Raw genomic sequence first — 13122 nt, 5'->3', positions numbered from 1 at the left:
GGTGGGCGGGCGGGGCGGGCCGGGCGAACGAAGCACGCGGGGCGAACAGGACAGGCCGGGCAGCCCGTTCCGGCACCGGAACTTCTCCTGGTACTTCACCGGGCAGCTGCTCTCCAACACCGGGATCTGGTTTCAGAACCTCGCCCTGCAACTGGTGGTCCTCAACGCCACCGGCAGCGCCCAGGCCCTGAGCGGCATCACGATCGCCCAGTTCCTGCCGATCTTCCTGCTGGGCATCCCGGCAGGCAGGCTCCTGGACCGGGTGGCCCCCCGGACCGTGCTGATGGTGACCTCGGTGGCCTCCGCCGTGGCGACCGCGGCCCTGGTGTCCGTGGTCACCGAGGACCCGGAGCTGTGGACGCTCTACGGGCTGGTCGGGGTGCTGGGGACGGTCCAGGCCTTCGAACGGGTGGCCGCGCAGACCATCATCTTCGAGCTGGTCGGCCCGGGCGGGCTCTCCCAGGCGGCCTCCGTCAGCACCATCGCCCTGGCCGCCGCCCGCTCGGTGGGCCCGGCGCTGGCCGGCCTCGCCTTCCAAGGACTCGGGCCCGGGCCCTGCCTCCTCATCAACGCGGGCGCCTACCTGCTGGTCTTCGCCACCCGGTGCCTGATCCGTCCGGCCACACTGCACCCCCGGACACTGCCGGAGCACGACGCCGGCCACTCCGGTACCGCGGACCAGCGCACCCGCCGCGCCGGTCCCGGGGACCCGGCCGGGCCGGCGTCGGGCCTCCTCCGCCGGGACCCGGACGTGACCACCCTGCTGGTGGTCAACGTGGTGGTCTCCCTGCTGGCCATGAACTTCGGGCTGGTGCTCACCTCCACGGTGGACCTGTCCTACGGCGGGGATGCCGCCGCCGTGGGCGCCGTGCACACGCTCAACGCGGTGGGGGCGGTGGCCGGAGGGGTGCTCGCGGCACGCCGGGTGCGGGTGAACGTGCGGTCCCTGATCCCGGCCACGGCCGTGTTCGGCACGGCGCTGGCGCTCAATGCCGCCGCTCCCACCCTGCCGCTGTTCCTGGCGGCCGCGCCCGTGTTGGGCATCGGGCTGGGCTACTACCAGGGGATCGTGAATGCGGCCGCCCAGGAATCGGTGCCGCCGCGGTTCCTCGGGCGGATGATGTCCTGGATGACCCTGGGCAGCTACGGCATGGTGCCCTTCGGGGCGCTGGCGATGGGCTGGGTGATCGATGCCAGCTCCGGCAGGGTGGCCCTGACCGTCTCCGCCGTGAGCGCCCTGGCCTGCACGGTGCTGATCCTGCTCCGGACGCGGGCTGGGCAGACTGCGCGGGGCTGAGAAGCTACGGCGCTACGGGAGGTTGCTGTCAGGTGGTCGGCGCGGTGCCGCCGGCCTCCCGGCCCAGGGCCTTCAGGCGGCTGGCGGCCAGCCGGGAGGGGACGTGGCGCGGGCGGCTGGTGATCTGACGGCGGGACACGGCCTGCGCCTCCGCCTCGTCGTCTCCGAAGTACCCGCCGGCCAGCTCGCGGGCCGCATGGTCCAGGACCGCGACGATGGAGTTGCCGAGCTCGTCCCCGACCGACTCGGTCAGGCGCCGTTCATGGGCGCGCAACTCCGCCGTGCCGTTCTGGATGAGGTCCCAGCCCGTCTCGGTGAGCTGGATCAGGCGGATGCGTCGGTTCGTCGGGTGGCTGCCGCGTTCCACCAGTCCCAGCGCGAGCAGCTCGTTCGCCACCAGATGGGCCGCCTGGGCACTGACGAAGGTCCGCCGGCCCAGCTGGGCGTTGGAGAGCGGTTTGCCCTCCCCCAGGACCTGCAGCACGAGGAACTGGGAGAGCGTCACGCCGTGGGCCAGCGCCAGGTTCTCCGTGAACCGGTCCAGGGCGCGCCCGAGGCGGTAGGCCGTGTAGTTCAGGCGGTCCGTGGCCGGTTCGCCGCGCGGGTCTTGATCAAGCTCCATGCCTCGAGAATATCAAGTTGTTTGTCATGGCTTGATGATGACGTCCGCTCCTCGGCAACCTCAAGACTCATACCTCAGCTGCCCCGCCTCACCGGCTCAGCGTGAGGGCGCCAAGGGCGGGGCCACGAGCGAGTCGGCGTCATGGTTACCCAGCCACCCGTAGAAGGGGGCCATCCTCCGGATCCTCTCGTCCCGCGCGTCGTACTCCTCTTCCGCGACCGAATCGTAGAGGTGCCCGGCCTCCACGGACGCCAGCTGCACGGCGTTCGCCCGGTCCAGACGCAGGTCCTGGTATCGCGTCAAGGCGGCCGGCGCCGCCGCCGCAGAGACCCCCTCGAGCGCGGCAGCCAGGGCGAAGGCGTCCTCGATGGTCTGGCTGCCCCCCTGGCCGAGGTGGGGGAGCATGGCATGGGCGGCATCTCCGAGCAGGGCGAGCCGGCCGCTGGTCCAGCTGGTCAGCGGGGGCCGGTCGAACAGACCCCACTGGAACGTGTCCGTGACCCGCTCGATCAACCCGGTGACCACGGGATCCCAGCCGGCGAACTCGGCGGCGAGCTGGTCAGGATCACCCGGAGCCGTCCAGGAGTCCTGCTCCCCACCGTGGGCGGGGACCACCGCGACCACGTTGATCAGCTGGTCCGCCCGGATGGGATACACCAGGAAGTGTTTGCCCGGCCCGACCCACATCTTCGAGGTGCCCCAGTCCCAGTCCTCCGTTCCCGTGACGGGGACGAGTGCCCGGTACGCGGCGGTGCCGGAGGAGCGCGGCGCGGCGACCTCCCCGACCACGTGGCGGCGCACCACGGAGTGGATGCCGTCGGCGCCGATGACGGCATCGGCGCGGGCGGTCTGGCCGTTCTCGAAGCGCAGCTGCGCGCCGTCCTCATCCTGCTCCAGCTCGATCAACCGGTGGCCGGTGTGGATCGCGGAGGCCGGCAGCGCCGAGGCCAGCACCTCGATCAGGTCGGCACGGTGCACCCCGAAGACCCGGCGGTCCCAGGGGGCACCGGGCTCGCGGAGCGTGGAGATGAACGAGCCGTCCTCACGCAACTGGAAATACCCCTGGTCCAGGTGCGAGCCGACGCGCTCGATCTGGTCCAGCAGTCCGAGGCGCTCCAGCAACCTCCAGCCGTTGGAGGCGAGTGAGATGCCCGCTCCGATCTCCCCGAGCGCCCGGGCCTGCTCGAACACCTCGGCGTCGATGCCGCGCCGCCGCAGGGCGGCCACCGCGGCCAGCCCTCCGATGCCCGCTCCGATCACAGCAACCTTCATTCCAGCTCCTCCAACGTGGTGATTCTCAGCCGGCACGGTCACTTGCTCGGCGGCGTGACGTACAGGGACGCGACATCCAGGGGGTTCTCGGCCATCCCGTATTTGAGCATCAGGTCATAGATGGTCTGCATCTTCTCGACCGGAAGGTCCGTGTGGGCCGGCTCCAAGCGGATGGACTGGGCGGTCTCCTCGTCCATCTTCAGGAACTCGGGCAACATGGCCCGGACCCCCGCCTCGTCCTGAGCCGCCCGCTCGGTAGATTCCGTCAGGGCCTCGTGGAACGCGGTCACGAGTTCCGGGTCCTCCGCGGCGATCGAGTCGCTGGTGAAGGGGATAGTGAGAGGCATGCCGTCCATCACCTCCTGGTTCGGATACCCCACGAGGACGTTCTCGGGATCAGCCAAGGCCCGGCCCAGGAACGGTTCCGGTAGCCAGACTGCGTCGACGTTGCCCTGCTCCAGCTGCGCGAGCATGTCCGGGAACGGCATCTCGTTGAAGTTGATCGCTTCCGGGTCCGCCCCGGCCATCTTGGCTGCCTCCATGATCGAGAGATCCCCCAGGGTGTGGACGGCGTTGACGGACACGGTCTGGTCTTCCAGGTCACCGAAACCGCTGATCCCGGAATCCTTGCGAGCGATCACGGCATTGATGTCCTCGCCCTCGGCGGCGGACCAGGAATACCCGGAGACCACCTTCATGGGTAGCCCCTGGTCCGCCGCGGTCAGCACGGACATGGGGTTGCCCACCGCAAACTGCATGGACCCGTTCTGGACGGCTGGCAACAGCGCCGCACCGCCCTGGCCCTCGATGAGTTCGACGTCCAACCCGTGGTCCTCGAAGATCCCCTCGGCCACGCCGTAGCGGAGCTCGGTCGAGGAGGCGATGGCGATGGTGCCCACGGAGATGCTGGTCAGCTCCCCGGAGTCCGACGCGGGGGAACTCGCCCCTGCGTCCGGGGCCGATTCCTCGGACCCTGTGGGCGATCCGGAGCCGCAACCGGCCAAGGCCAGCGTCCCGGCCGTGAGGGCTGCGGTCAGACTCCAACGGAGCCGTGAGGAGACGGATGCGGTGCGAGGAATCATGGTGCTTCCTTAGTCGGAGGACGGGAGCGGTTGATTCCTGAAGTAAAGGCCGATTGTGGGAAAACGACAACGGATTCCGATCCCTTTTCCTCAAACAGGAAAGTAGCGGAATCTCGGTGATCGGATCACGCCGCCGTCACCCTTGTGTGGCAACGATCATCCGTGGCAACCTTTCCGATATGAGGAAATCCAGATCCGATGCTCCAGACTGTTGACCGCGCCCTCCAGCTCATCCGACTCGTGGCCTCCCGGGGCGAGGTGACACTCACCGAGGTTGCGGGCGCCTTACTGGTCAGCCCCTCCATGGCCCACCGGCTGCTGCGGACGTGCGCGGATGGTGGCTACCTCGACCAGGCGTTGCGCCACGGCCCGTACACCGTCGGCCCGGCCCTGCGGCAGGTCACCGCCGATGTGGTGCGCGGCTCGACCCTGCCGGACCTGCTCGGTCCGGCCCTGCGGCACACCGCCGACGGGCTGTTGGAGACGGTGGGCCTGGCCGTCTTGGAGGGACGGGGCATCCGCTTCCTCCTGACGGAGGAGGGCACCCAGCTGGTGCGGATCGCCCAACCCGTGCGCACCGTGACATCGGCCCACGCCACTGCCGCGGGGCGGGCCCTGCTGGCTGGGCTGGGCGACGACGAGCTGACGGCCCGCTACGAGGGCGTCGACCTGCAGACCGTCCAGCCGGGGACCATCCAGGACTGGACCCAGCTCAAGGCGGAGATCCGGAAGGTGCGCAACCGCGGCTGGTCCATCCAGATCGGCGAGGCGCAGCCGGGTCTGGCGGCCCTGGCCATGCCGCTGCTGGACGGCTTCGGCCAGACCGTAGCGGCGGTGACGGTGATGGTCCCGAACCTGCGGCTGGGCAGCTCGGAGGACGCCCGCTCCCTGGCCAGCCGCCTGCGCCCCTACGCGGAGCTGATGGAACGCCGACTCACCGCCCCGTCCTCCCGCTGAACCGCCCCGATAGGATGCAGCTCACAGGCCAGGAACCCCTGCAGCGCACCGCAGGACGCGTCCACCACGCCACCCTCCCCGACGAGTCCTTGATGAGGTAGCAGAACGCATGAACCGGACCCTCGCACCCGCCTGGCCTGCAACGGTCTCCATCATCGGGGCCGCCGGCCTCGTCGGTTCCTCGGGGGCCGCCTCCTTGGCCACGCACGGGATCGGCCGGGACCTGTACCTCCAGGACCGCCGGGAGAACATCGTCCAGGCCCACCGGATCGACCTGACGGATGCGCAGGCCGTACTGGGCCTCGACCTCCCGCAAATCCATGCCGGAGCGCCGGACGGGCCCGTGGACCTCGTGGTGGTCGCTGCGTCCATGCCGGAGACCCCGGACGGTGACCGCCGGGAGTTCCTGGCGGCCAACGCGAAGCTCCTCGGGTCCCTCGCGGAGCAGATCCTCCGCGAGGCCGGGGACCACGGCCTCATCCTGTTGCTGACGAACCCGGTGGATATCCTGGCGACCTGGCTCCACCGCACCCACGGGTTCCCCGCCGACCGCCTCATCGGCTACTCGCTCAACGATTCCGCCCGGTTCCGCCTGGCCGTTGCCCGGGAGCTCGGCGTCAAGACCTCATCCCTCGAGGCCGCCGTCTTCGGCGAGCACGGCACGGGTCAGGTCCCGGCCTTCTCCACGGTACGGGTGGATGGCGAGCCTGTCGCATGGCCGGACGGGGCGGTCGACCGGGTACGGGCCGACGTCGACGGCTGGTTCGAGCGCTGGTCCCGGCTCAAACCAGGGCGCAGCTCGGGATGGGCCACCGGGGCCGGGGTCATGCAGCTGATCCGCACCCTGGCCGCCGGCGAGGAGGTCATCACCACGGTCACGACCTCCGGGATCGGCGATCTGCCCGATGTCTTCATGGCCTTGCCCACCCGGCTGTTGGAAGGCCGAACCCGGGCCACCCTGCCCGAGCTGACCGAAGGAGAGCTCACGGCACTCCAGACCTCCGGCGATTCCATCCTCCAGTCCGCCCTCACCGTGGGCTGACCCGGCGACCACGTCCTCATGACCTTCGTCTGGCGGACCACGCCAGAACAGGGCAGTGCCTCGGCCTCGCCATCGAGGGTCCCTACCCGTTCCAGCGAAAAAGTCAGCGGCTGCCGGGGATTCACCGCGTGTATTGCGGAAAGCAACGGATGAGAGACCGACGCACGCGCGACTGCGTCGTCTCGAGTTGCGAAGTAATGGTGAGGCCAGCCAGGCCGGGGCGGAGCCGGCGATGATCCGTGTGGTCAGCCTTCCCTGGGAACACCCTGTCGCGTCACCTCCGTGGGCTCGGGCCCCCGTTCGGGCCGGTTCATCGGATCCGGCTGCACCGCGGCGAAGGATCCGCCACGGTCCAATCCGTCCCGGCGGGCGATGCGGTCCGCCGTCTGGTTGAGCTTCTGCGGTTGGGCGGAGGCGCCCCAACGCCCGGTATCCAGCCGGCCCTGCAGGGTCTGCACCATCGCGGCCATCTCCGCATCCGCATAGTTGCAGTGCCCCGGCCGGTCCACGAAGGCTTGCCGCAGCAGCGGCTGGCCCCCGTTCTTCCGCACCCGGTCTGCATAGGTGCGGGACTGCGTGACAGTCGGGGCCGTATCCCCGGCCTCGTGCAGGGACAGGACGGGACCGGAGATCTGCCCGGCCGGCGTCGCGTTCCGCTGCATGTACGCCACGGCCTCTGGGTCCGCTGATATCCTCTCTGCGCCTGCGAGGACCTCCAGGTCCCCGTCCAGGGAGAGCCCTGCCTCCCGGTACAGGGTGCGCACCAGCTGCTGCTGATTAGAGCCCGCCAGGGCCTGGGCGTAGTCCACCCCGGTGTTCCACGAGAAGTTCCCGCCGGCCTGCTGCTCCAGAGGCTGGCGCGGGGAGACCACACCGAACATGAACGCCGCGTAGAGCTGCTCCTGCTGGGCCGCCCAGTTGCGCTTCGCCGGCCGTTCGTCCTCCGCCTGGGTCCAGGTGGGGATCTGCGCGAGACTGGCGGCCAGCCCGATGCGCGCCCGCCCCTCCGCCGTGCTCTGCGCCTGATCCAGGACCTCCCGGAAGGCCGCCTGGCGCTGCCCCTCGTCCCGGATGTCCACGAGTTCCAGCCGCTCGTCGCCGGGAGCCAGCAGGGCCCGTAGGGCGAAGGTGCCGTCCAGGCTGCCGTTGAGCATGGGCACGGCACCGGCCACGGACCCGCACAGCGGCAGCGCCGCGTCGATCAGGCCCGGGTGCTGTTCCAGTGCCGCCACCGAGGTCAGCCCGCCCATGGAGGAACCCCAGGCGATGGTGTCCTCGGGCTCCCCGAGCCGTTCCCGGACCACGTCCATCAGATGGGGCTGGTTCTCCAGCAGCCCCTCCACGGCCCACCCGCCCCCGGGATCCGCCGAACCGGTGAGGGCGTAACCACGGTCCAGCAGCCAGTCCGCCAACCCCTCACTGGGGCTCGCATCCGGATGCGCCGCGTTGCCGCCGCCGTATCCGGGGCTCCACACCAGGACCGTGCCGTTCCACCGTTCCGGTTCCCTCAGCACGTACCGGCCACCGTTCGGCAGATCCCCGCGCACGACGCCGGCCCCCTCACCTCCCGCACTCGGCGCGGCCAGCGCTGTCGGTACGTTCGGTGCGCCAGCTCCGCCGGGGCCGGCCAGTGCGGGCACCGGCACCAGGACCGCGGCCGACAGGACGGCAGCGAGGGCCGCTCCGGCCAGTCGGCGCGATCTCCCGCTCGACACCTGTCGGCGCGGGTGGTCGAGCGGGTGGCGACGTGGATCGTGACGTGGATGGCGACGTGGATGGCGGAGTGTGGACATGGTCCCTCATTCGAATTCGGCGCAGCAGACAGGCAGCATCAGGCCGCAGAAAGAGCTCTCCATCAGGGAGATTGTGCGGCGAGTCCTTGCCAGCGGCCAGTGCGGAGTCAGCGAGATGGGTCATACCGTGGCACGCCTCATTCCCGCTGTCAACGGGTTTTCGTTATCAAGTCGCTTGACATTCTTTAGCAGTCCTGCTGTGATATAGACCACATCAGTCCTGACGATTCTGCTCGCACCATCCATACGCCACACATTTTGGCTTCTACGGACTTAAACCTGACCCCCATCTGACCCCCATCTGACCCCCACCGGACTTTCCCGAGGAGAGACCATGCGCACCCATCTCAAACCCCTCGCCCTCCTCGCCGGAGCGGCCCTGCTCATGACGGCCTGCGGCGAGAGCCCCAACGCCCGGCCTGCCGAGGTCACCAGTGAGTCCCCCTCCGAACTCGTCTTCGCCGTGGTCCCCACGGACAACAGCGAGGAACTGCTGGCCTCCTTCGAGCCCGTGGTCCAGGCCATCGAGGAGGAGACCGGCCTGCCGGTGACCATCCAGGCCGTGAGCAACAACGCCGGTGTGATCGAGGCCCAGGTGGCCCAGCGCGTGGACGTCGCCGTCTACGGCGCCTTCTCCTATTACCTGGCGCAGGACGTCGCCGAGATCGAACCGGTCGCCAAGGACCAGCTCAGCCCGGCCCCGGGGTCGGGCGCCGTGAGCTCCCTCGGTGTCACAGCCCCGGGGAGCGGCATCTCCGCCCTGGAGGACCTCATCGGCAAGGACGTCTGTTTCACGGACCCGGCCTCCACCACAGGCTACCTGGCCGCGGCGGCCGCACTGATCAGCGCGGACATCGATCCGGAGGAGGACATCAACCCCGTCTTCGCCGGTTCCCATGACGTCGCCGTGACCCAGATGATCGCCGGCGACTGCGAGGCCGCCTTCGTGGCCGCCCCCTTCATCGAGGACATCCTTCCGGCCCGCGGCCTCATCTCCGAGGGGGACACCGAGACGTTCTTCACCTCCGATCCGATCCCCGGCACCCCCATGGTGGTGGGATCGTGGCTCTCCGACGACGTCAAGACCGGCATCACGACCGCCATGGAGAAGTACAACGCCGTCAACGCCGTAGAGGCGGGGTTCTGTGCCGAGGACGCCCAGCGCGAGGCCCCGGCCCCCTGGGGCGAGGAGTACGCCGGCAGCCCGGCCTGTGAATGGGGCGGCACCGGAGCCTTCGCCTTCGAGCCGGCCACGGACGCCGACTACGATCCGATCCGCGAGATCTGCGAGACCACCCAGGCGGAGGTCTGCCGTGATGACGCTTGAGAGGCCGATAGCCCCCACCGATCAGGCCAATCCGAGCATCACCCTGGACGGGGTGGTCAAGCGGTTCGGGGACAACACCGTGCTGCGCGGGGTGGACCTGCAGATCCACCCCGGAGAGTTCATCGCCCTCGTCGGGCCCTCCGGCGCCGGCAAGTCCACCCTGCTGCGGCTGCTCAACGGCGCACACCTTCCCTCCGAAGGCCGGGTGGAGGTCCTCGGACGCGAGCCCGCACGGTGCAGTCGTCGCGAACTGCGCCAGCTGCGGACCCGGATCGGCTTCGTGTTCCAGCAGTTCGGCCTGGTCGGCCGGCTCACCGCCCTGGAGAACGTCCTGATGGGCGCCCTCGGGTCCCTCACGATGCCCCGCTACGGCATCATGACCTATCCCCGTCACCTGCGGGAACGCGCGGTGGAGAACCTGGAGCGGGTCGGCCTGGTGGACCAGCGCTTCCAGCGGTGCGACACGCTCTCCGGAGGCCAGCAGCAGCGGGTGGCCATTGCCCGCATGCTCATGCAGGATGCGCACCTGGTGTTGGCGGACGAGCCGGTGGCCTCCCTGGACCCGGCGGCCAGCATCACCGTGCTCGAGACCCTGAAGAAGCTCAGCGCCGAGGACGGTTTCACGGTGGTCTGCTCCCTGCACCAGGTGGACCTGGCCCTGGAGGTCTCGGACCGGATCGTCGCCGTGCGGGAGGGCTCCTTCATCCTGGACAAGCCCACGCACGCCACGGACGAGCCGGAGATCCGGTCCATCTACCAAGCCCACCGGGGTGCCTGAGATGCCCTCCACCCTGACCCGGCAGGGAACCCGGGAGCGGCCGCCGTCCCCCGCCCCGGCCCGGCCGCCCCGGGCGCCCGCCGCCACCTGGGTCATCCCGCTGATCCTCGGAGCCGTCACCGTCTTCGGCCTGTGGTGGATCGACGTCCGCCCGGCGGCCATCGCCGCCGGCTTCGAAGACATCGCCCGCCTGCTGGGCCGGATGTTCCCCGCCACCACAGGCCCTGTCCCGGAACTGACAGCGCTCATCCTCGAGACCCTGCAGATCGCGATCGCCGGCACCGGCATCGCGGCCCTGGTCTCCATCCCCCTGGCGGCCGGCGCAGCCCGCACCTTCACCGGGCCGCGCTGGGTCCAATGGCTCTGCCGAACGCTGATCGTCGTCAGCAGGGCCGTGCCGTCCCTCGTCTTCGCCATCATCTTCGTGCGCATCTTCGGGCTCGGCCCCGCAGCTGGCGCACTGGCCATCGCCTTCCATTCCGTGGGCATGATCGGCAAGATGATGACGGATGTCTTCGAGGAGATCTCTGCTGCTCCCCGTGAGGCCGTGAACGCCACCGGCGCGAACCGCTTCCAGGTCTTCATCGCCACCACGTTCACCCAGGCGCTGCCACAGATGACCTCGTTCGTCCTCTACCGCCTGGACATCAACATCCGCGCGTCCTCCATCCTCGGCCTCGTGGGTGCCGGCGGCATCGGTGTGGCCCTGCAGCGCTCCATCGGCAGCCTGGACTACCCGCGTGCGGCCGGAATCATCGGCGTCATCATCGGGCTGCTGCTGGTCCTCGAGCTCATCTCGAACCTGGTGCAGCGCGCCGTGTCCGAACACGGAGGAGAGACCGAGCGCTCCATGGCCTTCCCGCCCGGGAAGGAGCTCGCCACCCCTGGCTGGAACGTGACCCGGGTGGGCCGCAGCGGCGGGCTGCTGGCCGGCGTCGTGCTCTTCATCCTGTCCCTGTCCGCACTCCATATCTCCCCATCCCGGTTGGCCCGGGGTTGGGACAACGCGGTGGCCATGCTCACCGGGTTCGTGCCGCCGGTGTTCACAGCGGAGATCGCCCTGGGCCTCTTCGAGAGCCTCGTCATGGCCTTCACGGCCACCACGTTCGGCGTACTGATCGGCCTGGTCATCGCGGTGTTCTCCACGGACCATCTCGTGAAGGTGCCGGTGCTCGGCTGGGCGCTGCGTGCCGTGGTCGTGGTGGTTCGCGGCGTGCCGGACATCATCTACGCGATCGTCTTCGTGGCGGCCTTGGGGCTCGGGCCGTTCGCCGGATTCCTGGCACTGTCCATCTCCTGCACGGCCCTGGCCTCCAAGTTCTTCACGGATGCGCTGCAGAACATCGACCCGGGCCCCATCCGCGCCCTCGAGGCCGTGGGTGCAGGCCGGCTCCAGGCCTTCGTAGCGGGAGCATGGCCACAGTTCGTCCCCTCCTTCATCGGCAACAGCCTGTTCACCGCGGACCTGGCGCTGCGCGAATCGGCGGTCCTCGGGATCGTCGGCGCCGGCGGCATCGGTTTCCTGCTCCACGAATCCGTCACCTCGATCGACTACCAGTCCACGGCCGGGATTCTCCTCGGACTCATCGTCGTGGTGGTCGCGGTCGAGCAAATGGCGCGCTGGGCGCGCAGGAAGGTCATCTGAGATGGCAACTTCACATCCCCCAAGCACGACGGCGGCCGGCACCGGGCGCTGCCCGTTCACCGGCCAGACGGGTCCGGCCCGCGAGGACCGGATCTCCGAATGGTCTCCGGACCGCCAGGAGACCTTCGGCTCCGCCCACGCCGACTATGCGGCACTGCGCGCAGACAACGCCTTCCCCTGGAGTGAGGACTACGGCGGGTTCTGGGCAGCCACCACCTATGAGGACATCCTGGCCATCACCCAGGACGACGAGCTGTTCAGCACGGCCAAGCAGAATGTGGTGCCGCACGTGCCACGGGCCTCCCGCCGGCCGCCGTTGCACTTCGACCCGCCGGAGCACACCGACTACCGCACCGCCATCGACCCGGTGTTCCGCCGCTCGGTGGTCACCGAACACGTCGGTGCCTTCCGGGACAGCGCCCGCCGCCTGGTGGACGGCATGCTGATGGAGACCGCCCCGGATGGCGTCCGGCACCTGTCCGCGCCGTTCGCCATGGACTGCTTCGCCTCCCTGCTCGGGCTGCCGCGGGACCAGACCCGGGAGATCCGGGAACTCGGCGTCCGCTACGGCTTCGCCATCCAGGACATGGACAACCCCGTGATCGAGGAGTGCAGCAAGCGGCTGTACGAGATCGCACGCGAGATCTATGACCGGCGGCTGGCGGAGGATCCCGACCCGTCCCGGGACCTGGTGGCCAGCCTGCACCGCGCCGCCCTGGATCCGAACACCGCCATCACGGAGACCAGCGCCGTCGCCACCATCCGGCAACTCATTGTGGCCGGGATGGGTGCGCCCCAGGCCGTCTTGGGCAGCTGCATCGCCCACCTGGCCACGGACCCCGAGCTCCAGGCGCATTTGAGGGCCCATCCCGAGGACCTGCCCTCGGCGATCGAAGAGATGCTCCGCCTGCACGCGCCGTACCGGGTGTTCGCGCGGACCGCCAAGCGGGACACCGTGATCCACGGGCGCCCCGTGGCGCAGGACGAGCCCATCGCCCTGATCTTCCCCTCCGCCAACCGGGACGAGACCCGTTTCGAGGACCCGGACACCTTCATCCTGCGGCGCAAACAGAACTCGCACCTGGCCTTCGGGCGGGGCTCCCATAAGTGCCCGGCCGCTACGATGGGACGACTCGAGTTGCTCATCGCGCTGGAGGAATTGCTCTCGAGGACCGAGTCCTTCACGCTGGCAGGTGAGATCGTCATGATGAACTGGCTCGAATACGGGCCCCGCTCCGTCCCGCTGGCCATCCGGCCCGCCGATGGGACGCCGTGAGCCCCACGGACCCCAGCCGCGGGAACCTCCC

Annotated in this window: 11 protein-coding genes; 7 read left to right on the top strand and 4 right to left on the bottom strand. The window is 69.6% G+C overall.

Features of this window, described 5'->3' with window-relative positions; all coding sequences use genetic code 11:
- Position 1: 1 nt before the first annotated feature.
- Positions 2-1297, top strand: coding sequence for an MFS transporter (locus ACSU1G_RS22210; RefSeq protein WP_439282198.1), 1296 nt, complete (start codon positions 2-4; stop codon positions 1295-1297).
- Between the two features lie 28 nt (positions 1298-1325).
- Here ACSU1G_RS22210 and ACSU1G_RS22205 read toward each other — a convergent pair whose 3' ends face one another.
- The 3 genes from ACSU1G_RS22205 to ACSU1G_RS22195 form a co-directional block, all read right to left on the bottom strand.
- A complete protein-coding gene (locus ACSU1G_RS22205; protein ID WP_439282197.1) occupies positions 1326-1919 on the bottom strand; it encodes a MarR family winged helix-turn-helix transcriptional regulator in 594 nt (197 codons plus the stop codon).
- A 96-nt stretch (positions 1920-2015) separates the two neighbouring features.
- The gene (locus ACSU1G_RS22200) at positions 2016-3191 is read right to left on the bottom strand and encodes an FAD-dependent monooxygenase (RefSeq protein ID WP_439282196.1); all 1176 of its coding nucleotides are present in this window, start codon (positions 3189-3191) and stop codon (positions 2016-2018) included.
- A 38-nt stretch (positions 3192-3229) separates the two neighbouring features.
- Entirely contained in the window at positions 3230-4273 is a 1044-nt protein-coding gene (locus ACSU1G_RS22195; RefSeq protein WP_439282195.1) for an ABC transporter substrate-binding protein, read from the bottom strand.
- Positions 4274-4471: 198 nt separating this feature from the next.
- Between ACSU1G_RS22195 and ACSU1G_RS22190 the strand changes: the two genes are divergently transcribed.
- Complete coding sequence (locus tag ACSU1G_RS22190; protein ID WP_439282194.1) at positions 4472-5230, top strand: IclR family transcriptional regulator; 759 nt, start codon at positions 4472-4474, stop codon at positions 5228-5230.
- Positions 5231-5339: 109 nt separating this feature from the next.
- Positions 5340-6272, top strand: coding sequence for a malate dehydrogenase (locus ACSU1G_RS22185; protein WP_439282193.1), 933 nt, complete (start codon positions 5340-5342; stop codon positions 6270-6272).
- 245 nt (positions 6273-6517) lie between these two features.
- On the opposite strand, the gene ACSU1G_RS22180 is transcribed toward ACSU1G_RS22185, so the two are convergent.
- Positions 6518-8065 (bottom strand): hypothetical protein, encoded by a 1548-nt coding sequence (locus ACSU1G_RS22180; protein ID WP_439282192.1) that lies wholly within the window; start codon positions 8063-8065, stop codon positions 6518-6520.
- 334 nt (positions 8066-8399) lie between these two features.
- Between ACSU1G_RS22180 and ACSU1G_RS22175 the strand changes: the two genes are divergently transcribed.
- The 4 genes from ACSU1G_RS22175 to ACSU1G_RS22160 are packed head-to-tail and all read left to right on the top strand — an operon-like array spanning position 8400 to position 13091.
- Complete coding sequence (locus ACSU1G_RS22175; RefSeq protein ID WP_439282191.1) at positions 8400-9392, top strand: phosphate/phosphite/phosphonate ABC transporter substrate-binding protein; 993 nt, start codon at positions 8400-8402, stop codon at positions 9390-9392.
- Positions 9382-10170 carry a phosphonate ABC transporter ATP-binding protein gene (gene phnC / locus ACSU1G_RS22170; protein WP_439282190.1) on the top strand — a complete coding sequence of 263 codons (789 nt, stop codon included), beginning with the start codon at positions 9382-9384 and terminating at the stop codon, positions 10168-10170. Before ACSU1G_RS22175 ends, phnC begins: the two co-directional genes overlap by 11 nt.
- A gap of 1 nt (position 10171) precedes the next feature.
- Complete coding sequence (gene phnE / locus ACSU1G_RS22165) at positions 10172-11815, top strand: phosphonate ABC transporter, permease protein PhnE (RefSeq protein ID WP_439282189.1); 1644 nt, start codon at positions 10172-10174, stop codon at positions 11813-11815.
- Between the two features lies 1 nt (position 11816).
- Positions 11817-13091, top strand: coding sequence for a cytochrome P450 (locus ACSU1G_RS22160; protein ID WP_439282188.1), 1275 nt, complete (start codon positions 11817-11819; stop codon positions 13089-13091).
- Positions 13092-13122: the final 31 nt, after the last annotated feature.

This window comes from Microbacterium sp. A93, assembly GCF_051842835.1.
This window is presented reverse-complemented; position numbering and strand designations above follow the sequence as displayed.

Coding starts and splice junctions, on each gene's coding strand:
- phnE (WP_439282189.1), top strand. CDS start 10,172: ATGCCCTCCACCCTGACCCGGCAGGGAACCCGGGAGCGGCCGCCGTCC.
- phnC (WP_439282190.1), top strand. CDS start 9,382: ATGACGCTTGAGAGGCCGATAGCCCCCACCGATCAGGCCAATCCGAGC.
- ACSU1G_RS22200 (WP_439282196.1), bottom strand. CDS start 3,191: ATGAAGGTTGCTGTGATCGGAGCGGGCATCGGAGGGCTGGCCGCGGTG.
- ACSU1G_RS22190 (WP_439282194.1), top strand. CDS start 4,472: ATGCTCCAGACTGTTGACCGCGCCCTCCAGCTCATCCGACTCGTGGCC.
- ACSU1G_RS22175 (WP_439282191.1), top strand. CDS start 8,400: ATGCGCACCCATCTCAAACCCCTCGCCCTCCTCGCCGGAGCGGCCCTG.
- ACSU1G_RS22160 (WP_439282188.1), top strand. CDS start 11,817: ATGGCAACTTCACATCCCCCAAGCACGACGGCGGCCGGCACCGGGCGC.
- ACSU1G_RS22195 (WP_439282195.1), bottom strand. CDS start 4,273: ATGATTCCTCGCACCGCATCCGTCTCCTCACGGCTCCGTTGGAGTCTG.
- ACSU1G_RS22180 (WP_439282192.1), bottom strand. CDS start 8,065: ATGTCCACACTCCGCCATCCACGTCGCCATCCACGTCACGATCCACGT.
- ACSU1G_RS22205 (WP_439282197.1), bottom strand. CDS start 1,919: ATGGAGCTTGATCAAGACCCGCGCGGCGAACCGGCCACGGACCGCCTG.
- ACSU1G_RS22185 (WP_439282193.1), top strand. CDS start 5,340: ATGAACCGGACCCTCGCACCCGCCTGGCCTGCAACGGTCTCCATCATC.